28 protein-coding genes are annotated in these 26,814 nt (G+C 68.7%); 12 read left to right on the forward strand and 16 right to left on the reverse strand.

Going from position 1 to position 26,814, the window contains the following annotated elements:
- Positions 1–10 precede the first annotated feature (10 nt).
- From ACO073_RS14855 to ACO073_RS14870, 4 genes are read right to left on the reverse strand one after another with little or no spacing between them, the layout of a single operon-like run.
- The gene (locus ACO073_RS14855) at positions 11–973 is read right to left on the reverse strand and encodes an NAD(P)-dependent oxidoreductase (protein ID WP_421998347.1); all 963 of its coding nucleotides are present in this window, start codon (positions 971–973) and stop codon (positions 11–13) included.
- Positions 973–2,016, reverse strand: a complete 1,044-nt coding sequence (locus tag ACO073_RS14860; protein ID WP_421998348.1) for a hypothetical protein — start codon at positions 2,014–2,016, stop codon at positions 973–975. The genes ACO073_RS14855 and ACO073_RS14860 overlap by 1 nt, the downstream gene beginning before the upstream one ends.
- Positions 2,016–2,984, reverse strand: a complete 969-nt coding sequence (locus ACO073_RS14865) for a peptidyl-alpha-hydroxyglycine alpha-amidating lyase family protein (protein WP_421998349.1) — start codon at positions 2,982–2,984, stop codon at positions 2,016–2,018. The genes ACO073_RS14860 and ACO073_RS14865 overlap by 1 nt, the downstream gene beginning before the upstream one ends.
- 31 nt (positions 2,985–3,015) lie before the next feature.
- Positions 3,016–4,719 (reverse strand): GMC family oxidoreductase, encoded by a 1,704-nt coding sequence (locus ACO073_RS14870; protein ID WP_421998350.1) that lies wholly within the window; start codon positions 4,717–4,719, stop codon positions 3,016–3,018.
- Positions 4,720–4,887: 168 nt separating this feature from the next.
- Between ACO073_RS14870 and ACO073_RS14875 the strand changes: the two genes are divergently transcribed.
- The 4 genes from ACO073_RS14875 (at position 4,888) to ACO073_RS14890 (ending at position 7,677) form a co-directional block, all read left to right on the forward strand.
- Positions 4,888–5,298 carry a nuclear transport factor 2 family protein gene (locus tag ACO073_RS14875; protein WP_421998351.1) on the forward strand — a complete coding sequence of 137 codons (411 nt, stop codon included), beginning with the start codon at positions 4,888–4,890 and terminating at the stop codon, positions 5,296–5,298.
- Entirely contained in the window at positions 5,298–7,016 is a 1,719-nt protein-coding gene (locus ACO073_RS14880; protein ID WP_421998352.1) for an N-acyl-D-amino-acid deacylase family protein, read from the forward strand. The genes ACO073_RS14875 and ACO073_RS14880 overlap by 1 nt, the downstream gene beginning before the upstream one ends.
- Positions 7,013–7,258: a hypothetical protein gene (locus ACO073_RS14885; RefSeq protein WP_421998354.1), complete on the forward strand. Its 246-nt coding sequence runs from the start codon at positions 7,013–7,015 to the stop codon at positions 7,256–7,258. The genes ACO073_RS14880 and ACO073_RS14885 overlap by 4 nt, the downstream gene beginning before the upstream one ends.
- 125 nt (positions 7,259–7,383) lie before the next feature.
- Positions 7,384–7,677 carry a GIY-YIG nuclease family protein gene (locus ACO073_RS14890; RefSeq protein ID WP_421998355.1) on the forward strand — a complete coding sequence of 98 codons (294 nt, stop codon included), beginning with the start codon at positions 7,384–7,386 and terminating at the stop codon, positions 7,675–7,677.
- Between the two features lie 472 nt (positions 7,678–8,149).
- On the opposite strand, the gene ACO073_RS14895 is transcribed toward ACO073_RS14890, so the two are convergent.
- The 7 genes from ACO073_RS14895 to ACO073_RS14925 all read right to left on the reverse strand — a co-directional run bounded on the left by ACO073_RS14895 (position 8,150) and on the right by ACO073_RS14925 (position 14,757).
- On the reverse strand, positions 8,150–9,181 hold the full coding sequence (locus ACO073_RS14895; protein WP_421998356.1) for a 5-methyltetrahydropteroyltriglutamate--homocysteine methyltransferase: 1,032 nt from the start codon (positions 9,179–9,181) through the stop codon (positions 8,150–8,152).
- A 28-nt stretch (positions 9,182–9,209) separates the two neighbouring features.
- Positions 9,210–10,013, reverse strand: coding sequence for an ABC transporter permease (locus tag ACO073_RS14900; RefSeq protein WP_421998357.1), 804 nt, complete (start codon positions 10,011–10,013; stop codon positions 9,210–9,212).
- A 6-nt stretch (positions 10,014–10,019) separates the two neighbouring features.
- Complete coding sequence (locus ACO073_RS14905; RefSeq protein WP_421998358.1) at positions 10,020–10,778, reverse strand: ABC transporter ATP-binding protein; 759 nt, start codon at positions 10,776–10,778, stop codon at positions 10,020–10,022.
- Between the two features lie 10 nt (positions 10,779–10,788).
- Complete coding sequence (locus ACO073_RS14910; protein ID WP_421998359.1) at positions 10,789–11,541, reverse strand: ABC transporter permease; 753 nt, start codon at positions 11,539–11,541, stop codon at positions 10,789–10,791.
- Positions 11,538–12,509, reverse strand: a complete 972-nt coding sequence (locus tag ACO073_RS14915; RefSeq protein WP_421998360.1) for an ABC transporter substrate-binding protein — start codon at positions 12,507–12,509, stop codon at positions 11,538–11,540. The genes ACO073_RS14910 and ACO073_RS14915 overlap by 4 nt, the downstream gene beginning before the upstream one ends.
- Positions 12,510–12,663: 154 nt before the next feature.
- Positions 12,664–14,133 carry an amidase gene (locus tag ACO073_RS14920; protein ID WP_421998361.1) on the reverse strand — a complete coding sequence of 490 codons (1,470 nt, stop codon included), beginning with the start codon at positions 14,131–14,133 and terminating at the stop codon, positions 12,664–12,666.
- A 21-nt stretch (positions 14,134–14,154) separates the two neighbouring features.
- Positions 14,155–14,757, reverse strand: a complete 603-nt coding sequence (locus tag ACO073_RS14925) for a TetR/AcrR family transcriptional regulator (protein ID WP_421998362.1) — start codon at positions 14,755–14,757, stop codon at positions 14,155–14,157.
- A gap of 46 nt (positions 14,758–14,803) precedes the next feature.
- Between ACO073_RS14925 and ACO073_RS14930 the strand changes: the two genes are divergently transcribed.
- Positions 14,804–15,265, forward strand: coding sequence for a VOC family protein (locus tag ACO073_RS14930; protein WP_421998363.1), 462 nt, complete (start codon positions 14,804–14,806; stop codon positions 15,263–15,265).
- A 103-nt stretch (positions 15,266–15,368) separates the two neighbouring features.
- Here the strand turns inward: ACO073_RS14930 and cutA are convergent, their stop codons facing one another.
- The 4 genes from cutA to ACO073_RS14950 all read right to left on the reverse strand — a co-directional run bounded on the left by cutA (position 15,369) and on the right by ACO073_RS14950 (position 19,667).
- Positions 15,369–15,683 carry a divalent-cation tolerance protein CutA gene (cutA, locus tag ACO073_RS14935; RefSeq protein ID WP_421998364.1) on the reverse strand — a complete coding sequence of 105 codons (315 nt, stop codon included), beginning with the start codon at positions 15,681–15,683 and terminating at the stop codon, positions 15,369–15,371.
- On the reverse strand, positions 15,680–16,714 hold the full coding sequence (locus ACO073_RS14940; protein WP_421998365.1) for a S1C family serine protease: 1,035 nt from the start codon (positions 16,712–16,714) through the stop codon (positions 15,680–15,682). Before ACO073_RS14940 ends, cutA begins: the two co-directional genes overlap by 4 nt.
- A gap of 119 nt (positions 16,715–16,833) precedes the next feature.
- Positions 16,834–18,273 (reverse strand): glutamine synthetase family protein, encoded by a 1,440-nt coding sequence (locus tag ACO073_RS14945; RefSeq protein WP_421998366.1) that lies wholly within the window; start codon positions 18,271–18,273, stop codon positions 16,834–16,836.
- Between the two features lie 59 nt (positions 18,274–18,332).
- Positions 18,333–19,667, reverse strand: coding sequence for a Rieske 2Fe-2S domain-containing protein (locus ACO073_RS14950; protein ID WP_421998367.1), 1,335 nt, complete (start codon positions 19,665–19,667; stop codon positions 18,333–18,335).
- Positions 19,668–19,713: 46 nt separating this feature from the next.
- Here ACO073_RS14950 and ACO073_RS14955 point away from each other — a divergent pair, with 46 nt between their 5' ends.
- The 7 genes from ACO073_RS14955 to ACO073_RS14985 all read left to right on the forward strand — a co-directional run bounded on the left by ACO073_RS14955 (position 19,714) and on the right by ACO073_RS14985 (position 26,066).
- Positions 19,714–20,598, forward strand: coding sequence for an alpha/beta fold hydrolase (locus tag ACO073_RS14955; RefSeq protein WP_421998368.1), 885 nt, complete (start codon positions 19,714–19,716; stop codon positions 20,596–20,598).
- Entirely contained in the window at positions 20,595–21,614 is a 1,020-nt protein-coding gene (locus tag ACO073_RS14960; RefSeq protein ID WP_421998369.1) for a zinc-binding dehydrogenase, read from the forward strand. The genes ACO073_RS14955 and ACO073_RS14960 overlap by 4 nt, the downstream gene beginning before the upstream one ends.
- 72 nt (positions 21,615–21,686) lie before the next feature.
- Positions 21,687–22,304: a glutathione S-transferase family protein gene (locus ACO073_RS14965; RefSeq protein WP_421998370.1), complete on the forward strand. Its 618-nt coding sequence runs from the start codon at positions 21,687–21,689 to the stop codon at positions 22,302–22,304.
- 16 nt (positions 22,305–22,320) lie between these two features.
- Positions 22,321–23,487 carry an NEW3 domain-containing protein gene (locus ACO073_RS14970; RefSeq protein WP_421998371.1) on the forward strand — a complete coding sequence of 389 codons (1,167 nt, stop codon included), beginning with the start codon at positions 22,321–22,323 and terminating at the stop codon, positions 23,485–23,487.
- Positions 23,488–23,495: 8 nt separating this feature from the next.
- A complete protein-coding gene (locus ACO073_RS14975; protein WP_421998372.1) occupies positions 23,496–24,449 on the forward strand; it encodes an ABC transporter ATP-binding protein in 954 nt (317 codons plus the stop codon).
- Positions 24,439–25,410: an ABC transporter permease gene (locus tag ACO073_RS14980; protein WP_421998373.1), complete on the forward strand. Its 972-nt coding sequence runs from the start codon at positions 24,439–24,441 to the stop codon at positions 25,408–25,410. The genes ACO073_RS14975 and ACO073_RS14980 overlap by 11 nt, the downstream gene beginning before the upstream one ends.
- 59 nt (positions 25,411–25,469) lie before the next feature.
- Positions 25,470–26,066, forward strand: a complete 597-nt coding sequence (locus ACO073_RS14985) for a hypothetical protein (RefSeq protein WP_421998374.1) — start codon at positions 25,470–25,472, stop codon at positions 26,064–26,066.
- Here ACO073_RS14985 and ACO073_RS14990 read toward each other — a convergent pair.
- Positions 26,050–26,799: an RluA family pseudouridine synthase gene (locus ACO073_RS14990; protein ID WP_421998375.1), complete on the reverse strand. Its 750-nt coding sequence runs from the start codon at positions 26,797–26,799 to the stop codon at positions 26,050–26,052. The two genes, ACO073_RS14985 and ACO073_RS14990, sit on opposite strands and share 17 nt — an antisense overlap.
- Between the last annotated feature and the right edge of the window lie 15 nt (positions 26,800–26,814).

A 26,814-nucleotide genomic window follows, 5' to 3' on the forward strand; every position in this document is an offset into this window, starting at 1 on the left:
CCGAGCCGCTCTACTCGAGCAGTTCCGGGACCACCCAGAGAGCCGGCTCGCCGCGGGCGACCCGCTGCACGTTGTCGAAGCCGTTGCGAAGGCGCGTGATGTTGCTTTCGTAGGTCGGGCCGGCGAGATGGGCGGTCAGCACGACATTGTCGAGCTTGAGCAGCGGATTGTCCGGCGGCGTCGGCTCCTCGTCGAAGACGTCGAGCCCGGCGCCGAACAGCTTGCCGGCCGACAGCGCCGCGGTCATCGCCTTCTCGTCGATGACCGGGCCGCGCGAGGTGTTCACGATGATGGCCGAAGGCTTCATCACCGCCAGCTCGTCGGCGCCGATCATGCCCTGGGTCGAGGCGTTGAGCGGCACGTGCAGCGACAGGATGTCGGAGTGGCGCAGGATCTCCGGCAGCAGCCGGAAGCGCACGCCGAGCGCGTCCTCTTCCTCCTCCTTGAGCCGGACGATGTCGTAGTAGTGCACGACCATGCCGAAGGCGCGGGCGAGGCGGGCGACCTTCTTGCCGATCGTGCCAAGCCCGATGATGCCCAGCACCTTGTTGCGCACCTCGTGGACGGTCGGCGGCGCGTTGCCGTGCCAGCGGCCGGCCCTGACGTTGGCGTGCTGGGTGATCAGGCGGCGCGAGACGGACAGCATCAGGAGCAGCGCATGCTCGGACACGGCGACCGAGTTGGCGCCGCCGTTGTTGCACAGCGGGATGCCGCTCTTGCGCGCGGCGGCGAGGTCGGCGCGGTCGTAGCCCGCGCTCAGCATCTGGATCAGCTTGAGATGGGGCGCGTCCTTGAAGAGCTGCGGCGTCACGTACTGCTGGATGAAGCCGACGAAGTAGTGGGTGCCGGGCAGCGCCGCCTTCATCTCGGGGGAATTGTGCAGGGCCTTGACGATCTCGAAGCCCTTGGGGGCGAGATCGTCGACCATCGAGATGGTGTCCTTGGGTCCGACGACGAGTACGCGTTCAACCATTAGAGTGCCTCCGCAGCAACACGATGACCTTCGAGGAGAGCGGGCAGGCGGCCCGGCTCCGTGCGGCCCCAGCCGCACTCGGCCGACAGGCCGAATTCCGAGATGTGGCGGCGCGCGACCTCGATGCGCCGGCGGTCGCCCGAAGCATCGTCGTGGTGCAGCAGCCCGAGATAAAGCCTGGTGCCCGGCGGACGTCGGAAGTCCTTCAGCGGCGAATAGAAGGCATCGTCCGTGCGGGCCCGCGGCACCGGGATGTGCAGGAAGTCGATCGGCCGCTTCGTCGCCGCCACGATGCCGTTCATCATCTCCACCAGGATCGCCGCGTCCCTGGGCTGCACCAGGTGCTCGTCGCGCGGCGAGCCGTAGCACAGGTGATAGCCCATCTCGACATCCGGCGGCACGGCGTCGCCCAGCCGACCCAGCATGTCGAAGATCTGCCGCTTGTAGTGGGCCGGGCGGTCCTTGAAGTAGCCCTCGAAGGCCAGCACCTCCTGGCAGACATCCCACTGGATCACGAGATCCGAGGCCGGAATGGCCGCCACGATGTTGGCCAGCGCCGCCTTGAGCGCGCGCTCGTAGACGCCGAAGTAGGTCTCCCGCGCCGGCAGGCTGACATAGAGGTAGCCGCTGGCCTGCGGCGTCGGCAGGGAGACCTGGAACTTCATCGATGCCGGGATGGCGCCCGCCGAACGCAACCGCTTGAAGACCTGCCAGGAGGCCAACGCCGCCTTGTCGTAGCCTGTCTCGAACGTCACCGATGCCGGGTCGATGCCGGGCTTGAAGCGGACCTGCTCGATCTCGCGAACGACCTTCCCGTCCCACTGCACGAACTTGTAGGGCAGCACGGTCGGATCGATCTCCATCGCCGGATGGTCGAGCAGCATCTGCCGCTGGAAGTAGACCCAGCGCGAGCGCTCGCCCGTCTCGCCGTCTGGCATGCCGCGCAGGAAGGGGCCAAGCGACTGGCCCAGCCGGCGGAACACCTGCTCGCTGTCGTCGAGCGGGATGCTGCCGATCAGGTGCAGACGGTCGCGCGGCTCCATCAGGCCACCTTCTCGAGCTTCTGCAGCGAGCGCAGGAATTTCGGGACCGGCACGCCGGGATGGGTGCTGGGCCAGTTGGTGTAGCTGACCTCCCCGACATAGATGTCGCCGCGGCTGTCGACCGCGAGCCCGTGCGGCGACAGGAACTTGCCGGGCTCCTCGCCGGGGCCCTGCTCGCCGCCCAGCCGCGCGATCACGCCGCCCTTCTTGTCGACGACGGTGAGGCGGGGACCGAGGTTGGTGTGCTTGCTGTTGACCGGCATGCCGGGGCCGAGCTCGCCGATGATGAAGCGGGGGTTCTTGCCGCCGCCGGCGCAGCAGTACAGAGCGCAAGGCCGGTGCATGTTGTTCCACTGCATCTCGTACTTGCCGTTGCCGTCGAACACCTGCACGCGATGGTTCTCGCGGTCGGCGACATAGACCCAGCCGTCCTCGTCCGTGGCGATGTTGTGCGGGATGTTGAACTGGCCCGGATCGGTGCCGGTGGTGCCCCAGCACATGAGGTGCCGGCCGTCGGGCGCGTACTTGTGGACGCAGGAATTGCCGTAGCCGTCGGACACGTAGATCTCGCCCTTGGGCGAGAGCGCGGTATGCGTGCAGCGGTTGAACGGCCGGCCGCTCAGGAACGGCGCAGGCTGGTCGGGCACGCCGATGGTGAGCAGGACCTTCCCCTCGGTCGTGATCTTGCGCACCGTATGGTCGCCGTCGTCGGTGCAGTAGAGCGTATCGTCGGTGTCGATATGGATGCCATGCGCGCGGCTGAACAGGCCCTCGCCCCATGAGCGCACGAAGGTGCCGTCGCGCTCGAACACCATCATCGGGTGCTGGCCGCGGTTGAAGACGTAGACGCGGTCCTTGCTGTCCACCGCCACGGCGGCGACGTCGCGGAACTCCCAGCCGTCCGGAAGCCGTGCCCAGTTCTCGACCACGCGATAGCGATGTTCGCCGCTGCCCAGGATCACAGACATGTCCGAACTCCCGAATTGTCAGATGACATCGCTACTGCTGCGCCGTCATCGCCGCCGAGATCTTCTCCGCCGACATGAGCGTCGGGAAGTTCGTGTTGGCGCACGGCACGACGGGGAAGATCGAGGCGTCGACGACGCGCAGTCCCTGCACGCCCTTGACGCGGCCCTGGGTGTCGACCACCGACATGGGATCGTCCGGCCGCCCCATGCGGCAGGTACAGGAGGCATGCCAGACGCCGATCGCGGCCTTGCGAACAAAGGCCTCCAGCGCCTCGTCGTCGTTCATGACCTGATCGAAGGTGAAGCCTTCGACGACGTACTTCTCTACGAGGTAGCGACGCAGCGCCGCCGGACCGTCGAGGAACTGAGCGAAGATGCTGGTCAGGATCTTGTTCCTGTTGTTGACCACGCCAATCGCCCGCACCTTGTCGCTGTAGGCGGCGGGGAAGGGCGTGTCGGTGACCGCCTTCACGGCGTCGGTGAGCTGGACCGCCGCCATGAGCTTGAAGCCGCTCATCAGCCGGTCGAGATCGCGCTTGTCGGACAGGAGGTTGAACTCGACGATCGGCTCGCGGTTGAAGTCGCGCGAGGCGAGCTTGACCTGGCCGGTCTCCGAATAGGTCTTGTTGATGAAGGTGAGGAGGGAGGCGATCTGCTCGCCGACCGCATGCCAGGCCGACTTGCTGATCACCGCCACGAACATGTCGCCCCTGGGGATGCCGGGCAGGTTGGAGGAATAGCGCAGGCCCATGTGGATGTGCCGCCTTGTGTGGCCGTTCATGCGGCCGCCGCGGCGGATGAAAGAGGAGAGCGCGATGGAGGGATGGTCCATCAGGCGCTGGCCGACGCCGGGAAGCGCGGCGACGACGGGAATGCCGAGCTCGCTGAGCTGGCCGACCGGGCCGATGCCGGCGCGCATCAGGTGGGCCGGCGAGTGGATGGCGCCCGACGACAGGATCACCTCGCGGGCGCGGAACTCCTGCTCCTTGCCGTCGATCATGGCGGTGACCCCGACGCAGCGCGTGCCCTCGAAGAGGAGAGACTTCACCTGCGTGTTGGTCGAGATCGTCAGGTTCGAACGCTTGCGCGTCTCGGCATCGAGATAGCCCATCGCCGCCGAGACGCGGCGTTCCTCGGCGTTGGAATGGGTGACCGGAAAGTAGCCCTCGACGAACTCGCCGTTCTGGTCGGGCAGGAACTTGAATCCCTTGGCCTCGAACCCCTTGGCGACCGCCTTGGCGTGCCCGGTCCAGTGCTCGGGCGGGATGCGCCGCACGGGGATGCGGCCTTCCTTGCCGTGCCAGGGCCCGTCGAAGTCGAGGTCGCGCTCGACCTTCTTGAAGAAGGGCAGGACCTCGTCCCAGTTCCAGCCCTCGGCGCCGCGCGCGGCCCATTCGTCGTAGTCGGTCGGCGCGCCGCGATTGGCCATCTGGCCGTTGATCGACGAGCCGCCGCCGAGAACGCGCGCCTGCTCGTACTTGCGCAGCGGCGGCCGGTTCTCCTGCGGATTGTTGTGCGACACGACCTGGGTATGGACCTTGAGATCGGTCCAGTGGAAGCGCGGGTCGAAATAGGCCGTGCCCGAATAGCTGTCGGCGATCTCGGGCGGTTCCTGGCCGGGCGGCGTGTCCTGGCCGGCCTCGCACAGCAATACCCTGTTGGCGCTGCGGGCCGACAGCCGGTGCGCCATGACCGATCCCGCCGATCCGCCGCCCACGATGATGTAGTCGTACATCGTGCGTTTCCTCCGGTTCGTTGGGAGCGACGCTAACCCGTTGGCGAAAGAGGGGAAACGGGATTGTTTCGCCGGGCAGAGGCACGCGACCGCTGCCTGTGGCGTCCGGGCTTGCCGAGTGCGGGCCGGGCTGCAATCGTCTGGGTTGCGCAGCATGGGAGGTTTCGTATGCCGGACGTCAGTGCCGCAGATCCCGACATCGCCACGCCTGAGCTCATGAAGGCGATCTCGGCGTCCTTCAACAGCCGCGACGTCGATCGCATCGTTGCCCACTTCACCGACGACGCCACCTTCTGGCTGGCGCGCGGCCCCGAGCCCGTGGGGCGTACGCTCGCCGGCAAGGCGGCCATCCGGAAGGCCCTGGCCGACCGCTTCAAGGTGATCCCCGACATGCGCTGGGAGCACAAGGAGTACGTCTTCGCCGGGAACCGCGCGATCTCGGTGTGGACGGTGAAGGGCAAGGGCGCGGACGGCGAGTCTCTGAACTACCAGGGCTGCGACATCTACACGTTCCGCGGCGGGAAGATTTGCGCCAAGGACACCTACTGGAAGCAGGTCGAGCACAAGGACCGGCTGTGATGGGCCTCGACCTCGTCATCCGCGGCGGCACCGTCGTCGACGGTTCGGGCCAGCCGCGCGTCACCGCCGATGTCGGTGTGCGCGACGGGCGCATCGTCGAGATCGGCCGCATCTCGTCGCCCGCGGCGCGCACGCTGGACGCCGACGGGCTGGTCGTCGCGCCGGGCTTCATCGACGGTCACACCCACATGGATGCCCAGGTGGCCTGGGATCCGCTGGGCAGCTGCTCGTGCTGGCACGGCGTCACCTCGGTGGTGATGAGCAATTGCGGCTTCGCGCTGGCGCCCTGCAAGCCCGAGGACCGCGACTGGTATGCGCGCTGCCTGTCGGCGGTCGAGGACATCCCGACCGAGGCGATGGCTGCCGGCATCGACTGGAGCTGGGAGACGTTCCCTGACTACCTGGCGACCGTCGAGCGCCTGCCCAAGGCGATCAACTACGGCATGTACATCGGCCATTCGGCGCTCCGCATGTACGTGATGGGCCGGCGCGCGCTCACGGAGGTCGCCACCGAAGACGATCGCGCGCGCATGGCGTCGCTGGTGAAGGAGGCGCTGAAGGCCGGCGCGCTCGGCTTCTCGAGCTCGCGGGCCTCGACGCACGTGACGCCCGACGACACGCCGGTCGCCAGCCGCATCGCCGACTGGCAGGAGATCGACGAAATCCTGGCGGCGATGGCGGAGCTCGATGCCGGCATCTTCCAGGTCGGGCCCGACATCGCGAGCGGCGCCCGCCATCGCGCCTTCCTCGATCGGCTGCGCCGGCTGGCGCTCGACCACCGCCGGCCGATCATGTTCGGCGTGCTGGCGACGCGGCAGGGCGACGACCCGACCGGCTGGCGCTACCAGACGCAGTACATCGACGACACGGTTGCCGCGGGCGGGCGCATGTTCGGGCAGGGCACGACGCGGTCGATCAACGCCATCTTCTCGCTGAAATCCTACCTGCCGTTCGACGTGCTGCCGGCCTGGAAGCCGATCCGCGCCCTGCCGATCGCCGAGCAAGTGAAGAAGCTGCGCGAGCCGGCGGTGCGCCGCGCGCTGGTCGAGGCCGAGGCCAGGATGAAGCCGCGCGACAACGTCTTCCAGGGGGGCGGTGCGGCGACCACCGATCCGCGCAAGCCGGACTACGCCAACCTCTTCGCGCTGAAGGGCGTCGACTGGGACGATCCCACGGTCGAGCAACTCGCCCGGGCGCGCGGCCAGCATCCAGTGGAGGTCATGATCGACCTGTCGCTGGCGGACGCCGACCAGGTCTATGTCCAGCCGCTGGTCAACGAGACGCCCGACGACGTGCTGGGCATCCTCAAGCACGAGCGCACGCTGGCGACCTTCTCCGACTCCGGCGCCCATGTCTGCCAGGAGATGGGCTCGTCGCTGCAGACGCACCTGCTGAGCTACTGGGTGCGCAAGCGCGGCGCCTTCACGCTGGAGGAGGCGGTCAGGAAGCTGACGCACGACAATGCCGTGGCCTGGGAGCTCGACGACCGCGGGCTGGTGCGCGAGGGCTATCGTGCCGATCTCGTGCTGTTCGACGAGAAGGCGATCCGGCCCTGCCTGCCGACGGTCGAGAAGGACCTGCCCGGCGGTGCCCGGCGCCTGGTCCAGAAGGCCGAGGGCATCAAGGCGACGCTGGTCAACGGTGCCGTCGCTTTCGAGGACGGCGAGGCGACCGGCGCCTATGCCGGCACGGTGCTGAAGGGACGGCTCGCGTCGTGAGGCGCCTGTTGCTCGCTGCCGCCCTGGCCGGCATCGCCGGCGCCGCGGCGGCGCAGACCAGGCCGGCGACCACTCCGTCGCCGGGCAGCGCCAGCGTGCGCACCCAGCTCAACGCGCTGCACTACGGCAACGTCCGCGACCTCCGCCGCGGCCCCGACGGCCAATGGACCGGCCGCGCCACCCGGAACGGGATCGAGAAACAAGTGACCATCGGTCCCAAGGGGCAGGTCGTCGCGCGGTAGTTCTCCCATGGTGATCGGCATCAGATCCTTCGGTTGCGCTCAGGATGACAGAGGGGCGTTGATTGATGGCTTCCGGAAGGTTGCTGTCGTCCTGAGCGAAGCGAAGGACCTCATCGCCGTCTGCCATGGGTGACCGCCGATACTTCGTCTACATCATGACCAGCCAGTCGCTGAGCACGATGTACATCGGCGTGACCAACGACGTCGGCCGGCGGGTCCAAGAGCACCGGAACGGCATCGGGAGCGAGTTCGCCAGCAAGTATCGGGTGACGAGGCTCGTGTACGTCGAGGAATTCGAAGACCCGAACGAGGCCATCGCCCGCGAGAAGCAGCTCAAGGGCTGGAAGCGCATCCGCAAGAACGAGCTCGTCCGCGCGGCCAATCCCTCATGGGAAGACCTGATGCCGCCATCGTCGTGAGCATTGGCGACAGGGGGCAGGGTTGCCGCCGTCGATGAGGTCCTTCGCTTCGCTCAGGACGACACAAGGTCGAGGGGGCACCGGCCAGGCCATCCGGAACGGGACCGACCGGCAGGGGACTGTCGGTCCCAAAGGACAGGACGTTGCGCGCTGGCTCTCATGTCGTCCTGAGCGAAGCGAAGGACCTCATCGCCTTCCGCCATGGGTGATCGGCGGCACTACCGGGTGACGACGCTCGTCCATGTCGAGGAATTCGACGATCCGACCGAGGCCATCGCATTGACGCCGGCGATGAGGTCCTTCGCTTCGCTCAGGACGACAAGAGGGTCCCGTCAACGATCGGGCCGGGCATCTCAGGGGCGACGAACTGTTCCCGCCAGCCCGGCCACCTCTGTCATCCTGAGCGCCAGCGAAGGATCTCATGCCGGTTGTTACCGGCGATGAGGTCCTTGGGAATACTCGGACAGCCGGATCAACCCAGTTCCTTGCGCACGATGGCGGCACCCTCGGCGAGGGCCTTGAGCTTGCCGAAGGCGGTGTCGCGCGGGAGGTACTTCATGCCGCAGTCGGGGGCGGGCAGGAGCTTGTCCGGCGACAGGTACTTCAGGCCGGCGCGGATGCGGTCGGCGATCTTCTGCGGCGTCTCGACCTCGGGGTCGGCGAGGTCGATGACGCCCAGCATGACCTTCTTGGGCGCGAGGTCCTTCAGGACGCCGAGATCGAGCTTGGGCTGGGCCGATTCGATCGAGATCTGCTGGGCGAGCGAATCCGCGAGCTGTGGCAGGAAGGCGTAGCCGGTCGGCTTGCCGCCGGTGACCACCGCGGCGTAGCCGAAGCAGAGATGGACCACGGTCGGCACGGTGATGCCCTGCAGGGCGCGGTTGATCACCTTGACGGCGTAGCGCTTGGCTTCCTCGGGGTTGTTGCGCAGCCACGGCTCGTCGAGCTGGATGACGTCGGCGCCGGCCTTGACCAGCTCCTGCGCCTCCTCGTTCACCGCCGCGGCGTAGTCCATGCACATCGCCTCGGCGTCCTTGTAGAACTCGTCCTTGACCTGCTGGCCCATGGTGAAGGGGCCGGGCAGGGTGATCTTGGCCAGCCGCTCGGTGTTGCTGCGCAGGAACTGCATGTCGCGCAGCTCGACCGGCTTGCTGCGGCGGATCTTGCCGACTACGCGCGGCACGGCGGTCTTCTGGCCGGTGCTGTTCACGATCTCGGCCGGATTCTCGTCGTCGATGCCTTCCAGCGCCGTGGCGAAGCGGTTCGAGTAGCTCTCGCGGCGCATCTCGCCGTCGGTGATGATGTCGATGCCGGCTCGCTCCATGTCGCGGATGGCAAGCACGGTGGCGTCGTCCTGGGCTTGCTCAAGGTAGGGCTCGGACACCCGCCAGATCTCGCGGATGCGGGTGCGCGGCACGATCTTGCTCAGCATCTTGCGGTCGATCAGCCAGTCGGGCTGCGGATAGGAGCCGACGACGGTGGTCTGCAGCAGGGTCGAGGTCATGGGTACGCTCCTTGGCGGGAAAAGGGGATCAGACCGGGGCAGGCGCCGGCATGCCGGCGGCATCGCCGGCCGGCCGGCCGCGGCCCGCGGTCTGCCAGGCCAGCGTCCGGCGCTCGACGGCGCGGGCGCCGAGGTCGAACAGGATGGACAGGACCAGGATCATCAGGATCGCGGCGAAGACGCGCGGGCTGTCGAGGATGGTGCGGTAGCGCGTCACCAGGTAGCCGATGCCGGCCGAGGAGGTCAGCATTTCCGACACGACGACGCCGATGATCGTGAGCGCGCCGCCCAGCCGGAGGCCGGTCAGCACGGTCGGGATCGAGGCGGGAATGATGACCCGCGTGATCTGCTGCGGCACGGTCGCGCCCATGCTGCGGGCGGCCAGCAGGTACTGCGGGTCGATGGTGCGGATGCCGGCGGCGGTCGAGAGCATCACCGGGAAGAAGCCGTAGAGGCCGGCGAAGGCGATCTTGGATTCCGACCCGATGCCGAACCAGGCGGTGAAGATCGGGTAGAGGATGACGATCGGCACGGCGTAGAGGCTGGAGAAGACCGGCAGCAGCAGACCGCGCAGCGCCGCCAGGCCGCCGACCAGGGCGCCGGTCAGGATGCCGGCGCCGCAGGCGATCAGCATGGAGATCGCCACCTCGTAGAGCGTGACCAGCAGCGCATGGAAGTACTCGCCGCGGCCGGTCCACAGCACCGTCAGAGTCTTGGAGAGCGAGGGCAGGAAGAGCTCGGGGATGAGTCCGGTCTGCGGCACCAGCTCCCAGAGGACGAGCAGGAGGACCAGGATCCCCCAACGGACGGTGACGGGCTTGGGCAGGCGCATCGCCGGCTAGACCTTGCGGATCTGCTGCCAGATGCGCTCGCGCAGCTGGCCGAAGGTGTCGGTCGCCATCATCTCGTAGGTGCGCGGACGGGGCAGGGTGACCGGGATTCGATCGATGATGCGGCCCGGCCGCGCCGACATCACCAGCACCTCGTCGGCGAGATAGACGGCCTCGGTGAGGCTGTGGGTGATGAAGACCACCGTCTTGCGCGTCTGCGACCAGATGCGCAGCAGCTCGTGACCCATGGTCATGCGCGTCTGCTCGTCCAGCGCGGCGAAGGGCTCGTCCATCAGCAGGACCGGCGGGTCCTGCACCAGGCCGCGGGCGATCGACACGCGCTGCTTCATGCCGCCCGACAGTTCGTGCGGATAGCGGGCGCCGAACCCCTCGAGGCCCACCAGGCGAAGCATGTCCTCGGCACGCCGGCGCCGCTCCTCGCGGTCGATGCCGCGCAGGGTCAGGGGGAACTCGGTATTGTCCTGTGCCGTCAGCCAGGGGAACAGACTCGCCTCCTGGAAGACGACGCCGACGCGGCCGGGATCGGGGTCGGTGATCGGCCGGCCGTCGCACAGGATCGTGCCCGAGCTCTGGTGGCGCAGGCCGGCCAGCATCATCAGCAGCGAGGTCTTGCCGCAGCCGCTGGGCCCCACGATGACGACGAACTTGCCGGGCTCGACGCTCAGCGAGATCTCCTCCAGCGCGGGAACGCCGCCCTCGGCGCCGGAATAGACGTGACTGAGGTTGTTGACCTGGATTGCCGTCATGGGATCGCCGTCATGTACGCCACTTCGATACGCGGACCTCGACATGGCGCACCGCCTCGTTGAAGGCAATGGCCACGGCGGCCAGGAGGATGACGCCGGCGAACAGTTCCGGCATCTGGTAGTTCTCGCCCCAGTTGGCGATGAGATGGCCGATGCCCGTGCGCGAGGCGTACATCTCGGCGATCATCACGCCGGTGAAGTTGAAGATCATCGAGATGCGCAGCGCCTCCAGCAGCACCGGCATCATGCTGGGCACGTAGATGCGGCGCAGGATCTGCGCTCGCGTGGCGCCATAGGAGCGGGCGACCAGCACGTGCTCGGCCTTGACCGATTCGACGGCCGCCGTCGCGCTCATGATGACGATGAAGACCGTCGAGAAGGCTGCGTAGGCGACCTTCTGCGGAAAGCCGATGCCGAAGACCAGGATGAACATCGGCAGGAAGATCGATTTCGGCACGCTGAAGACGTAGAACAGCATCGGCTTGAAGATCTGGCCGAAATACTCGTTCTCGGCGGCCAGCACCCCCAGCGCCGCGCCGAGCGGCAGGGCGATCACGAACGCCACCACGACCTCGAGGGCGGTGACGCCGATCGCCTCGTGGACCAGCGGCCGGCCGAGCTGCTTCACCAGCATGGCGAGCACGTCGCCGAGCGGCGGCAGCAGCAGCGGGTCTACGACGCCCCAGCGCGGAAGGAAGGCCCAGGCGGCCAGCACTGCTCCGAGCAGTGCCAGCCGTAGGGCGACGATCTGGACCTGGCTCACGCCGGGGTCGGCACCGGCTTGAAGGTGTCGACGTACATCTGGTCGACGGGGGCGAGGTCCTTCATGCCGATCATCTGTGCCATCTCCAGGGCGCGGACCATCCATTCCTTCTCGAAGTGGCCGTCCTTGGACAGTTTCTTGATGTTGCCGTCGAGCTCGGCGGCCGCGATCGGGTCGGGAATCTCGTCGATCTCCGCGATGATCTTGACCGCCTGCTCGCGATTCTTGTCGGCCTGCAGGAAGGCGACGCCGCCGTAGATGGCGTTCAGGGCCTTCTGCAGCGCCTGGGGCCGCTCCTTGATGATCTTGTCGGTGGCGATCCAGCTGGCCGTGGAATGCGGCGGCACCTCGGCGCCGTAGTCGATCAGCGGCCGCGCCTGCTTCGCCTGCATGACCTTGTAGGTGAGGGGCGAATAGAGGACCGTGGCGTCGATGTTGCCCGACAGGAGGTTGGGCACCAGCCCGCCGCCGCCCAGGGGCACGCGGGTGAACTCGACCTTGCGCGCGTTGACCGTCCACAGCGCCAGGATGTCGGAGCCCGATCCGGCCGAGGTGATTCCCACCTTCTTCCCGGCCAGCTCCTCGACCTTCTGCACCTTGGAATCGGGTTTAACGACCAGGTACCAGCCGTAGTAGCCGTTCGAGCCGTTGGCGACGCACTTGACGTTCACGCCCTTCTTGATGCCGGCGGCGACGCTCGACGACGAATTGAGGATGAGGTCGGCGGCGCCCGCGGCGATCGCCTCGAAGCCCTCGGCGCCGCCGCGATAGATCGTCAGCTCGGCATCGACGCCGGCCTTCTCGAACAGCTTCTGGCGGATCGCCGTCTCGCAGACGATGGTGGGCCAGTAGGTCTTGGTCGGCACGCCGATGCGCACCTTCTCGCGGCCCTGGGCAATGGCGAAACGCGGCAGGCTCGCCGCCGCCGCCGCGCCGGCAAGCACGGCGCGCCTCGAAGTCTTGATCATGTTGCTTCCTCCCGAAAGTGGCGGCGACTTTACAGCGCGACTGCGCGCCGATGCCAGCACTCTCGGCAGGACGACCGTGCATTAATGAGAGGATGCCGTCCGCGTGGGGCCGCTGGCCGCTGCGTACCGCATGGCGCGACGAAACTGCGTGCCGTCATCCCTTCTCGGGGTCGATCGGCGTCACCACGCCTTCGCAGGCCTCGATCACCTCGCCGGCATCGAGGCACAGATCCTCGCGGTTGCGCATCGCCATGATCTGGACCCCGGTGCGCAGCTTCTCGTGGCTGCCGACCGGCACCGCGAGCCCGGGCAGGCCGAGCAGCGGCGCGAGCAGCGCCGAGCGCATCGATTCCAGGATCGCCTTCTGCCCGTCGACCGTGACATCGCCGCGCTGCTTGGGCGGCAGGTCGCACAGCGTCGGCAGGATGACGAGCGGCCACTGGTGCATGAAGGTCATCCAGCGCAGCAGCAGGGCCTCGCGCTCGGTGAGCGCGGCAACATAGGTCGCGAGGTCGACCGGCTTGTGCAGCTCGAGCCAAGCCTTCATCGCCGCGATGCCGTCGGGATCGCCCATCTTCTGCATCTGCGGCCACAGGCCGCCGAACACGTCGGTGACGCAGATCATGTGCCAGAGCTCGACGCCGCGCTCGAGGTCGGGCGGCAGGATCTCCTCGACGACATAGCCCGCCGCCTGCAGGTGCTTGCCGGCCAGCCGCACGGCGGCCGCCTGCGCGGGATGGGTCTTGCCGCCCGGCATCTCCGGCACGATCGCGACCTTGATCGGACGGGCCGGCGGCGGTCCCTGCATCGGCACGTCGTTCCAGCGCCAGTCGCGGCGGTCGCCGCGCGCCATCACCTGCAGCGCGAGGCGGGCGTCGCGAACCGAGCGGGTGTGCGGCCCCTGGGTGGCCATCAGCACGGCGCCGATCGGCCGGCCCGTCGGTGCGCTGGGATTGAGCGACGGAATGCGCGCGAAGCCGGTACGCAGGCCGACGACACCGTTGCAGTAGGCCGGGATGCGCACCGAGCCGCCGATGTCGTTGCCGTGGGCGATGGCGCCGATGCCGGTCGCCGTCGCGGCACCGGCACCGCCGCTCGAGCCGCCGGGCGTCACGCTGCGGTCGCGCGGATTGTAGGTGCAGCCGTGCAGGGCGTTGTCGCTGAAGATGCGCATCGAGAAGGCGGGTGCGTTGGTGCGTCCGACGATGATGGCGCCGGCGTGCTTCAGGTTGGCGACGACGGGGCTGTCTTCCTTCGCGATGAAGTCCTTGAGCGGGACGACGCCGTTGTCGGTCGGCAGGCCGGCCTGGTCGACGTTGACCTTTGTCGTGACCGGAACGCCATGCAGCGGCGGCAGAGCATGGCCGCGGGAACGGGCGGCGTCGGCTGTCTCGGCGGCGGCGCGGGCCTCCTCGTCGAGCACGCGGACGACGGCGTTGATCGTCGGGTTGACCGCCTTCAGGCGGGCGAGGACCGAATCGACGGCCTCTGTCGCCGAGGCCTGGCCGGTTCGGATGAGGCGGGCGAGGTCGGTCGCGTCGTACTGCCAGAGTTCCATGATTCGTGTCCCCGCGGAGAGAAAGCGCCAGAAGATCATGGCGCCGGCCGCGAGGGCAACGCCCATGTCCTGCGGCCTTGCCGCGCGTCACGTGCGCCGAGCGTGGCCTCGTTCGGGCAGAATCGCGTCGAGAAGCTGGTCGACGAAGCTGCGGGTGATCGGCGCATGGCCCATCAGCAGGCGGTAGAACAGCGCGCCGAAGACGAGGTCGAGCGCGAGGTCGACGCCGGCGCGCGGGGCGACCAGGCCCTCGGCGATGCAGCGCTCGACCAGCAGACGGGCGGCATCGCGATTGCGCGCGATGAACTCGTTGCGGAAGGCCTTGGCGAGCTCGGTCTCCGACTGCGCGGCGGCGACCATGGCCGCGACGCTGCGGCCGGCGGGAGCGGCGAAGGCGTCGGCGACGGCATGGAGCTGGGCGCGGAGCGCGACCAGCGGCGAACGGGCGTTGCGGCCCGCGGTGGACTCACTCGAGGCTTCGAGAAAGGCGGCCATCGCGACCGCGGGCGCGTTGGGCCAGTAGCGGTAGATGGTCGGGCGGCTGACGCCCGCCCGTGCGGCGATCGCCTCGATGGTGACGGCGGTCAGCCCGCCCTTCTCGAGGAGCGCGCGCGCGGCGGCCAGGATGGCGGCGCGATGGCGCGGGTCGCGGGGACGGCCGCGCGTTGCGGTGGGGACTTGACTGGACATGTATTAACGTTACGATACGTAAAGTAAATATAACATGGGTGACGTCATGAGCGCAAAGACCGAGCAGACGCTGCGAGCCCACATGACCGTGCACGACGCGGGCGAAGCCCTCGCGTTCTACGCCAGGGCCTTCGGGGCGACCGAGCTGTTCCGCCTTTCCGAGCCGTCGGGCAAGGTGGGCCACGCCGAAATCCGGATCGGCGACAGCGTGTTGATGCTGAACGACGAGTATCCCGATTTCGGTGCCCGGAGCCCGGCGGCGACGGGAGGCTCGCCGGTGGCCTTCCACATCCGCGTCGACGATGCCGATCGGGCGGTGGCGCGGGCGGTCGAGGCGGGCGCCACGCTGATGCGCGCGGTGGAGGACCAGTTCTACGGCGACCGCTCCGGCATGGTCGCCTGCCCGTTCGGCTACCGCTGGTTCCTGGCGGCCACCAAGGAGGTGGTCAGCCCCGCCGAGATGCAGAAGCGCTGGAGCAGGATGCTGGAAGGCGGGAAGGTGGAGTAGGGCCGGCGAGGCACGCCACTGAAGTTGTCATCCCGAAGCGTGGCGATTGACCTTTCCCGCGGCTTCAAGGGTCCCTCGCTTCGCCCGGGATGACACCGAGCTCTTATCCGCCGGCATTCTCCGCGATCCAGTCGGCGTAGTCGGGATCGACATGCTCGAAGGCGTAGGCATGGATCGCCGGCAGGTCGTAGGGATGCAGCTCGCGGATCGTGCTCTCGACCAGGGCGTATCGCTCGTCGGTGGTCTTGAACAGGAGCCGCAGCTCCGGCTCCTGCTGGATCGCGCCCTTCCACTGGTAGAAGCTCTCGATCTCGGAGATCTGGGCGCAGGCGGCGAGCTTGCGCTCGACGAGGGTCCGCGCCAGCCGGTGCGCGTCCTCGCGATTGGCGACGGTAGTGACGACGGCAATGGGCTTCATGACTTTGCCTCCGCGGTGCGTTCGGTCGGCACGACGACGATCTGCTTCAACGCGGCGCCGGCGATCACGGTCAGCGTGGTCTCGATCCCGATGCGGGCGCCTCCCAGCAGGCGCACCAAGTCGTCGGCGCCGGTTACCGGCTCGCAATCCAGGGCCAGGACGATGTTGCCGGTCTGCAGGCCGGCCTTCGCCGCCGGACCCTCGGCCTCCAGGTTGGCGATCGCCACGCCGTAGGCCTGGCGCAGGCCCAGCGCCACGGCGAGGCGGCGCGGCAACGGCACGGTCTGGCCGGCGACGCCGATGAAGGCCCGCCGCACGCGGCCGTGGCGCACGATCTCGCTCACGACGTGGCTCGCGGTGTTGCTGGCGACCGCGAAGCAGATGCCCTGGGCACCGGCGATCACCGCCGTGTTGATGCCGATCACCTCGCCGCGCGAGGACACGAGCGGCCCGCCGGAATTGCCGGGATTGAGCGCGGCATCGGTCTGCACGACGTCGTCGATCAGCCGGCCGCTGTAGGAGCGCAGTGAGCGGCCGAGCGCCGACACGACGCCGGCCGTCACCGTCGATTCGAAGCCCAGCGGGTTGCCGATGGCGACCACGAGCTGGCCGCGCCGCAATTCCTTCGAGTTGCCGAGCCGCGCCGTCGGCAGCGACACGTCGTCGACGACGCGCAGCAGCGCGAGATCGGTGTGGGGATCGTCGCCCAGCACGCGCGCCTTGACGGTGCGGGTGTCGGCGAGCGCCAGCCTCACCGAGGACGCGCCCTGCACGACGTGGCTGTTGGTGAGCACCAGCCCATCGGGCGAGATCACGACGCCCGAGCCGGTGCCGCCGCGGTGGCGCTTCTCGCGGTCGGGCGGCGTCTCGACCCGCACGACGGCGGGACCGACGCGGTCGACGACGTCGACCACGGCTTCGGAATAGGCGTCGATCAGCGGCCGGTCATCGGGGGCGGTTTCCGCGGAGGAACCTGCTTCCCCCGATGGGATCGCCTCGTCGAGGACGAGGGAGGGATGGAGGTCGAACATGCCGGTATATGGGGTGCGGTCCGTAAAACGTCATGTCGTCCTGAGCGCAGCGAAGGACCTCATCGCCGTGGGCAACAGGGATGAGATCCTTCGCTGCGCTCAGGATGACGGCTCCGCCGTCAGAACAGCGAAAAATATTCCCGCTGCTCCCAGTCGCTGACCTCGGCCTCGAAGCGGTCGATCTCGGCCTGCTTGAGGCGCCGGTAGTAGTCGATGAAGAAGTCGCCGAAGCCCGCGCGCAGCGCCGTGTCCCCGTCGAGGGCCGCCAGGGCCTCGGCCAGCGACTTCGGCAGCGCCTCCGCCGTGCTGTCGTAGGGCGTGTCGGCCGAGGGGCCGGGATCGAGCTTGCGGTCGAGACCGTCCAATCCGCTCACGATCTGGCTCGCCATGTAGAGATAGGGGTTCGCGGCCGGCTCGCCGACGCGGTTCTCCAGATGCGTCGCCGGGTCGCCCGGGCCGCCCAGCACGCGCACCATGACGCCGCGATTGTCCTGGCCCCAGACCGCGTGGTCGGGCGCCAGCGAAAAGGGGCGGTAGCGCTTGTAGCCGTTGAGCGTCGGGGTCGAGAAGGCGGCCGCGCCGCGGGCATGCGCCAGCAGCCCCGCCATGTAGTGCCGGCCGACGGCGGAGAGCGGCTCGCGCCCGTCCATGAAGGCGTTGGCGTGGGTCTTCCGGTCCGTCAGCGACTGGTGCAGGTGCCAGCCGCTCGACATGACGTTGGCCAGGCGCGGCCGGCACATGAAGGTGAGGTGGAAGCCGTTGCGCTGGGCGATCTGCTTGGCAGCGCTGCGGAACAGCACCATGGCGTCGGCCGGCTCGAGGCCCGTGCCGGCGCGGAAGGTGAACTCGACCTGGCTCGGCCCGAACTCGACCTCGATCGAGCGCAGCGGCAGGCCGAGATCGACCAGGTTGGTGCGCAGGATCTCGAGGATCGGGTCCATCTCGTCGTAGCGCTGCTCGGTCAGGTACTGGTAGCCCTGGTTCAGCAGCGACACGTCGGGCGGCTCGCCGGGCTGGCCGGGAGCGCCGGCGTCGCGCACGCCGAGCCGGCTCTGCTCCAGCTTGAAGAGATGGAACTCGACCTCTAGGCCGGCCACGAAGTCGTAGCCGCGGTCGGCCAGGGTCGAGAGGGCGCGACGGTAGACGTGGCGCGTGTCGAAGGGCACCGGTCGGCCGTCGGCGAAGACGATGTCGCACAGCATCCAGCCCGAGTGCGGCGCCCAGGGCAGGGCGCGGAAGGTCGCGGGATCGGGCAGCATCAATACATCGGCCGCGCCCTCCAACTCCTTCATCGCGAAGCCGGCGCCCGGCTGCCAGACGGGAAACACGGTCTTGTGCGACGTGTCCTTGAGCAGCATCGTGGCCGAGAAGCCGACGCCGTTCTTCAGCGCCGCGTCGATCTCGCCGGCGGCGTAGGTCTTGCCGCGCAGCACCCCGTGCTGGTCGGCGAAGGCCAGCCGCACCACCGACATCTCGCCGGCCTGGATGCGCCGCTCGGCCTCGCGCGTGGCGGCCTTGCGGTCGTCCGTCCAGAGGCCGGCCCGTTCGACCAGCGTCATTTGTTGCCGCGCTCGTACCAAACAACTGTCATGCGGAGGAAGGTGGCCACGCGATCGCCTTATGCGACCAACGGCGATCGGGTGGCGGCTGCCCAGCTCGAATCGCTGCGGCGGCGGGCGTCGAATTCCTTCCAGTAGTCCTGCCAGCCCTGGGTCGGCCCCATGCCGTCGACGGTCACGGGACCGCGGACGGACGCCGCGCCCGCGGGGTCGAGCCACATCGGCGGCTTCTCGCCGCGCGCAACCTGGCCGATCGCCGAGAGCAGCAGGCGGCGATAGGCGACGATCGCCTTGTCGCTGTAGCCGAGATGCTCGCGCGTGCGGTCCTGGATGCGGCCCTGGCTCTCGACCGCCCACTGGTCGTGGACGTTGATGTCGAAGCCCATGCCGGTGAAGGTCCGCGTCTTCTGCTCGGCGATGTCGTAGCCGTAGTTGTTCTGCCGGCCGATGCGCGGCCGGTAGTCGGGCAGGTCGTAGAGTTGCAGCCGCTGCTCGCGCATCTGCCGGTGGTCGACCGGCTTCCCGAAGCTGGTGAAGATCGCGTACCAGTAGCAGGACTGGTCGTCGATCGGCACGTGCCACTGGGTGATCGTCATCTCGGTGCTCATCGGGATGACGAAGGCGTAGGGGAAGACGAGGTTGGTGACGCGGACGTGGGTGTGCTTCTCGCTGATCCGTCGCAGGGTGAACAGGCGCAGCCCGTAGTCGGTGCCCTCGAAGTCGATGGTCGGGCGGGCGTACTCGCGCATCATGCGCGTCATCGGGATGTTGGAATCGGCCGAGTTGGCGCGGAACTGCTTGCCGTAGGCGTCGCCGCTCGGATCTTCGTCCTCGTAGAAGCGGTGCAGGTAGGAGGCGTGGGCGGGGTCGATACCGACCTCGAGCGCCTGCAGCCAGTTGCAGTCGATCAGCCCCTTGAAGGCAAAGGCGTGGGTCGAGGGCGCCAGGAAGCAGTCGAAGTCGGGGAAGGCGGGCGCTTCTCCCTCGCCGAGGTAGGCAAAGATGATCCCGTTCTTGACCACGACAGGATAGCTCTTCTGGCGCACGCGCTGGCAGAGGACGCTGCCCTCCGGCTCGGCCGGCGTCTCCAGGCACTTGCCGTCGACGTCGAACAGCCAGCCGTGGAACAGGCAGCGCAGGCCGCCGTCCTCGAGCCGGCCGTAGGCAAGGTCGGCGCCGCGGTGGGGGCAGTCGCGGTCGAGCAGCCCGTGGCGGCCGCGCTCGTCGCGGAACAGCACGAAATCCTGGCCCAGCACCCGCACGGCCTTGGCCGGACGCTCCTCGGGAAGCTCGTCGGCCAGGGCGACCGGATGCCAGTAATGTCGCATCAGGTCGCCGCATTTCGTGCCGGGACCGACGCGCGTGATCAGCTCGTTCTGCTCGGGGCTCATCATGGGGCAAAGAGTGACGGAATCCGGAGGGAGGCGCTATAGAGAACGCATGAGTCTGACCAACGGCATGCCGGGACCGACGTCCCGCCACTACTATTCCCAGCGTCTGCGTTTGCACTATGTCGACTGGGGCAACCCCGACGCACCCCCCTTACTGCTCGTGCACGGCGGCCGCGATCACTGCCGCAACTGGGACTGGGTCGCGCAGTCCCTGCGGAAGGACTGGCACGTGATCTGCCCCGACCTGCGCGGTCACGGCGACAGCCAGTGGTCGCCCGACGGCAACTACGCCATGTCGTCCTACATCTACGACCTCGCGCAGCTCGTCCACCAGCAGGGGCTGGCGCCGGTGACCATCGTGGCGCATTCGCTGGGCGGCAATATCTGCCTGCGCTACGCCGGCATCTATCCCGAGAAGGTGCGCAAGCTGGTGGCCATCGAGGGGCTCGGCCCGTCGCCCAAGGTGATCGCCGAGCGCGGCACCCGGTCGATGGCGGAGCGCATGCGCGAGTGGGTCGACGAGCAGCGCAAGCTCTCGGGCCGGCTGCCGCGGCGCTACCCCACCATCGAGGATGCCTTCAAGCGCATGCAGGAAGAGAACTCCCACCTGTCCGCCGCCCAGGCCCGGCATCTCACCCAGCAGGGCGTGAACCAGAACGAGGACGGCACCTACAGCTGGAAGTTCGACAACTATGTCCGCGCCTGGCCGCCCTATGACATGAGCTACGGCGACATCGAGCAGTTGTGGACGCAGATCACCTGCCCGACGCTGCTGGTCTACGGCAAGGAGAGCTGGGCCTCCAACCCGGAGAAGGACGGCCGCATCGCCCACTTCAAGACGGCGCGCGTCGTCGAGTTCGACCGCGCCGGCCACTGGGTGCATCATGACCGGCTTGAGGATTTCCTGACGACGGTGAAGGAGTTCATCGCATGAAGGCAGCGATCTTCCGCGCCGGCGACATCGTCGTCGACGAGATTGCCGATCCCAGGCCGGCGGCCGGCCAGGTGCTGGTGAAGACACTCGCCTGCGGCATCTGCGGGTCGGACCTGCATGCCGCCAAGCACGCCCACAACATGGTCGAGATGTCGCGCCGCGTCGCGGGCCGCGTGCCGATGGACCTGTCGCGCGACGTCGTGTTCGGGCACGAGTTCTGCTGCGAGGTGCTGGACTACGGGCCGGACACCGAGCGCTGCCTCACGCCCGGCAGCCGGGCGGTCTCCATGCCGGTCATGCCGCTGGGCGAGGCCCGCCAGACGGTGGGCTATTCCAACGACTATCCCGGCGGCTATGCCGAGCGCATGGTGCTGGCCGCGCCGCTGCTGCTGGCGGTGCCCAATGGGCTGCCGGCCGAGCATGCGGCCCTCACCGAGCCGCTCGCGGTCGGCATCCATGCCGTGGAGAAAGCGACGCTGTCGGTGGAAGACGCGCCGCTGGTCGTCGGCTGCGGCCCGGTCGGCCTTTCGGCGATCGTCGGCCTGCGCCTGAAGAGCGTACGGCCGATCGTAGCGGCCGACTTTTCGCCCAAGCGGCGCGAGCTCGCCACCCGCATGGGCGCCGACATCGTCGTCGATCCCGCCGTCGAGAACCCCTATGCAAAGCTGCCGGCCGGGCGCCGGGCGGTCGTCTTCGAATGCGTCGGCGTGCCCGGCCTGCTGCAGCAGATCTTCGAGGCGGCGCCGCGCGACACGCGCATCGTCGTCGCGGGCGTCTGCATGGAGCCCGACCGCATCGAGCCCTTCTTCGGAATCGTGAAGGAACTCGCGCTGCAGTTCGTGCTCGGCTACACGCCGGAGGAGTTCGCCTGGTGCCTCCGCCTGCTGGCGGAAGGCCAGGTCGACGCCCAGGCGCTGATCACCGGGAAGGTCGGCCTGGCGGGCGTGAAGGACGCCTTCAGCGAGCTCGCCAATCCCGAGCGTCACACCAAGATTCTGGTGGAACCGTGGCGGTGACGACACGCGCCGGCTGTTGACCGCCGGGCGGCCGGTTGATAGCGCTGGCCCCGCTCAGGGAGGAGCCAGCCCATGAAGTTCTTCAATTCAGTCGGACCGAATCCGCGCATGGTCAGGATGTTCATGGCCGAGAAGGGCTTCGACGTCCCGAAGGTCGAGGTCGACCTGCGCGGCGGCGAGAACCGGCGCGAGCCCTATGTCAGCCAGGTCAACCCGTCCGGCCAGTGCCCGGCCCTGGAGCTCGACGACGGCACCGTCCTCGCGGAGATCACGGCGATCTGCGAGTATGTCGACGAGAAGAAGAAGGACACGCCGTCGCTGATCGGCGAGACGCCCGAGGAGCGGGCGAAGACCCGCATGTGGGTTCGCCGCATCGACCTCAACATCGTCGAGCCGGCGGCCAACGGCTTCCGCTTCTCGGAAGGCCTCAAGATGTTCCAGAATCGTATCCACTGCATTCCCGAGGCGGCCGAGGGGCTGAAGGCGACGGCGCGCGAGAAGCTGCAATGGCTCGACGGGCTGATGGGATCGAAGCCGTTCGTCGCTGGCGACAAGCTCACCATGGCCGACATCATGCTGTTCGCCTTCCTCGACTTCATGGGGAACGTCGGCCAGCCGCTCGATCCGGCCTGCAAGAACCTCACCGCCTGGTTTGCCCGGATGAAGGCACGGCCGAGCGCGGCCGCCTGATCCGGAGACCCCTACGATGCGCCGTCTGATCGCCCTGCTTGGTTTTCTGCTCGCGGCCGTCGTGCCGGTCCCCGGCTTCGCCCAGCCCGAACAGCCGCCGCGCGGCCTGTTCCTCACCACCGACTATCCCTCGCAGACCGTGCGCGCGGGCGAGGTGACGACCATCCGGCTCAAGCTGACCAATGCCGGACTGCCGCCAGAGCCGGTCGCCCTGTCGCTGGCCGATGTGCCGGCGGGCTGGAAGGTCGACATCCTGGGCGCCGGGCAGCCTGTCGCCGCGGCGATGCCGGGGGTCAACCAGGATGTCAGCCTGCAGCTTCGCGTCGATGTGCCCAAGGACGCGAAGCCGGCCGCTCACACGATGACGATCAATGCCAGGGGACCGGTCGCCCAGGCGATCTCGCTGCCGCTCACGCTCACCGTCGGCACCGAGGCGCCGGCCAAGCTCAGCATCAAGTCGCGCCTGCCGTCGCTGCGCGGCACGCCGCGCTCGACCTTCGACTACACGGTGACGATCGGCAACGACAGCGGCAAGGACCTGACGGTCGCGCTGTCGGCGCAGGGGCCGGCCAACTTCCAGACCACCTTCACCGAGGGCTATGGCAGCAACGAGATCAGCTCGATCCCGATCGAGGCCGGCCAGACCAAGGACATCAAGGTCAAGGTGACGCCGCCGCGCGACGTCAAGGCCGGCGACTATCCTGTGCTGGTCAAGGTCGCCTCCGAGGGCGCCACGGCGGAGATGCGCGTCACGCTGCAGATCAGCGGCCAGGGCCGGCTCGCTCTGTCGACGCGGGACGGACGCCTGTCGGGCGAAGCCGAGGTCGGCAAGACGGCGACCTACACGCTGGTCCTGTCGAACGACGGCACCGCCCCAATCGACGAGGTCGAGATGGCGGGCACCGCGCCCACCGGCTGGAAGGTCGAGTTCAGCCCCAAGACCCTGCCCAGCCTGGCCCCCGGCGAGAAGAAGGACGTCCAGGTGGCGGTGACGCCGGGCGAGAAGGCGATCGCCGGCGACTATGTCGCCTCGTTCCGCGCCAACGGCCGCGGCGAATCGGCCTCGGCCGATTTTCGCATCACCGTCACGACCTCGACCCTGTGGGGCGCGGTCGGCATCGCCATCATCGCCATCGCACTGCTGGTCATGCTGGGCGCGGTCGCGCGCTTCGGCCGGCGCTAGGCGCGGCGATGGCCAGTCCGGAGTCAGCCGACGACACCGTCATCGCGGCGCGCGGGCTGCTGAAGCTCTACGGCAGCCAGCGCGCCGTCGACGGCATCGACCTCGACGTGCGGCGCGGCGAGATCTTCGGCTTGCTGGGCCCCAACGGCGCCGGCAAGACGACGACCATCCTGATGATGCTGGGACTGACCGAGATCAGCGGCGGCTCGATCCGTGTCCTGGGATTCGATCCGGTGCGCGAGCCGCTCGAGGTCAAGCGCCGGGTCGGCTACCTGCCGGATTCGGTCGGCTTCTACGATCATCTGACGGCGCGCGAGAACCTGTCCTACACCGCCCGCCTGCTGCAGATCCCGCGCGCCGAATCGGGCCGGCGCATCATGGAGGCGCTGGAGAGCGTGCGGTTGGCTGACGTCGTCGACCGGCGGGTGGCGACCTTCTCGCGCGGCATGCGCCAGCGCCTGGGCATCGCCGAGATCGTCATGAAGCGGGCGGAGGTCGCGATCCTCGACGAGCCGACCTCCGGCCTCGATCCGCACGCGACGTTCGAGCTGCTGGAGATGATCCGCGGCCTCAAGCGTGCGGGCATTGCGGTGCTGCTGTCCTCGCACCTGCTCGACCGGGTCCAGAGCGTCTGCGACCGGGTGGCGCTGTTCAGCAAGGGCAAGGTCGCGCTGGTCGGCACGGTGGTGCAGCTCGCCAATCAGGTGCTGGGGGCGGGGCACCCGATCCTGGTCGAGGCGGCGGGCATCGACGTCGCGAGCGTGCTGCGCGGCCTGGACGGCGTCCAGAGCGTGCGGCCGGAAGGCGCGGCGTGGCGGGTCGTGGCCGATCGCGACGTGCGGGCGGCGGCGGCGCGAGCGATCGTGTCCGCAGGCGGCGCGCTCACCCGGCTCGACGACCTGCAGCCCAGCCTCGAGGAGGTCTACACGCGCTACTTCGAGGAGGCGCGCCATGCCGCGTAGCGGCGCGCGTCGCACCGGATCGCCGTTCACCGGGCTCGGGCCGGTGTTCATGAAGGAACTGTCCGATCACCTCGGCAGCACCCGGATGCTGGTGCTGACCCTGTTCGTGATCGTGTTCGGCGCCCTGCCGGTCGGCTTCGCGCTGCAGGACCTGCGCACCGTCATCTCCTCGGATCCCTACCTGTTCCTGCGCATCTTCACCGTCGCGCCGGAGCGGGTCGGCCTGTCGTTCATCCTGGCGCTCAGCTTCGTGATCCCGCTGATGGCGATCGGGCTGGGCTTCGATTCGGTCAACAGCGAGTTCAACCGGCGCACCCTGTCGCGCGTGCTGTCGCAGCCGCTCTATCGCGACGCCCTGCTGCTCGGGAAGTTCCTCGGCGGCCTCGCCACGCTCGCCATGGCGCTGGTGGCGCTGTGGCTGATCGTGGTGGGCGCGGGGCTGCTGCTGCTCGGCCTCCCGCCGCGCGGCGTCGAGGTGGCGCGCGGGATCGGCTTCCTGGTCGTGGCGATCGCCTATGGCGGCGTGTGGCTGGCGGTGGCCATGCTGTTCTCGGTGATCTTCCGCTCGACCGCGACCTCGGCGCTGTGCGCGCTCGGCCTGTGGCTGTTCTTCTTCATCCTGTGGCCGATGATCGCCTCGGCCATCACCGTCGGGTTCGCGCCGGCCCAGATGACCTCGGTCGACGAGTACGTCGCCCTGCAGGAGCTGGGGCTCGCCCTTCAGCGCCTGTCGCCGGGCACGCTGTTCAGCGAGGCCGTGGTCGGGCTGCTCAATCCCGAGACGCGGACGCTGGGCTTCGTGCTGCCGATGCAGATGCGCGGCGCCATCCCCGAATCGCCGCTGCCGCTCGACCAGAGCCTGGTGCTGATCTGGCCGCAGGTCACGGGCCTGATCGCCAGCATGATCGGGGTGTTCGCGATCGCCTACGTGATCTTCCAGCGAGAGGAAGTCAGAGCCTGAAGGACTGGACGCGCGCCGCCGCCCTCAACAATGCCCGCTGGTGCGATGCCGTCTGCCGCGTGCAGGCCCGGCCGGGCACGTTCCTGCCGCACGCCTGGGTCAATGCCGAGACCGTGCCGCGCTTCTACCCGAACCTCGTCACACTGGACCCGGGCGAGGCCGCCCTCGGCGAGCAGCTCGGAACGGTCGAGATCCTCGGCCAGTCCAACCTGCCGGGCCGCTGGGCGGTGAAGGACAGCTTCAACGCGCTCGACCTGTCGCGCCGCGGCTTCGAGCTGCTGTTCGAGGGCTCGTGGATCCGGGCCGGCATGCCGGCCGGCGAGGCCGCGAGCGACATCGAGTGGCGGCGCGAGACGACAGGGAAGGGGCTGCCGTTCGACGATCCGGCCTTCGCCATGTTCACCGGCCGTCGCGGCTTCGGGGTCGTCGCGGGCGGCATGCTCTATTCCAGCGACGGCGTCGTCGGCCTGTCCAACGTCGTCGCCGAGGCGGCCGACGCCGTCGCGGTCTGGCGGTCCCTGATCCTGCAGGCGGCCCGGACGTTCCCACGCCTGCCGCTGGTCGGCTACGAGGCCGGCGGCGATCTGGCGGCGGCGCTGGATGCCGGCTTCGAGATTGGCGATCCGCTGCGGGTCTGGGTCAGGTCGGAGGACTGAAGCCGCAGGCGCGCAATGCCGCCAGCATATGATCGGGCGGCGGCGCCTCGACCACGATCGGCGGCTTGGCCTTCGACAGCGGCAGGACGATGCGGCGTGAATGCAGATGGAGCTGGGCGCCGGGCTCGGCCTGGCCGTAGAGCCGGTCGGCGATCACCGGGCAGCCGGCGGCCGCGCAGTGCACCCGGATCTGGTGCGTGCGGCCAGTCTCGGGCCTGAGCTCGAGCCAGCTCATGTCCGGGCCGCGACCCAGCACCTTGTAGCAGGTGACCGCCTCCTGGCCCTTGTCCGAGACCATGACGGACCAGCCGGCGCGGCTGTTCACCTTCAGGAGCTTCTGGTCGAATGTTCCTTCATCGGCCGGCGGCGCGCCGCGCACCACGGCCCAGTAGGTCTTCTCCGTGTCGCGGCCCGAGAACAGCCGGCCGAGCTTGCTCAGCGCCTTGGGATGGCGGCCCAGCACCAGCACGCCCGACGTGTCGGCATCGAGCCGATGGGCCAGTGCCGGCGGCCGCGGCAGGCCGAAGCGCAGCGCGTCGAAACACTCCTCCAGGTTGGGCGCGCCGCTGGGGCCGGCGTGGACCGCGAGGCCGGCCGGCTTGTCGATCACCAGGATCAGCCCGTCGCGATGGAGGACTCGCGCCTGGATCTCTTCGGCCGTCAGGGGCGGGGGCCGCCTGGAGCGCGCCACTCCCGTGGCGCGTCTTGTGATGCTCTTCTGGACCGCGCGCATCCTGCGCGCTCAGGA

The sequence above is a fragment of the Reyranella sp. genome, assembly GCF_965229815.1.
GTDB lineage: Bacteria > Pseudomonadota > Alphaproteobacteria > Reyranellales > Reyranellaceae > Reyranella.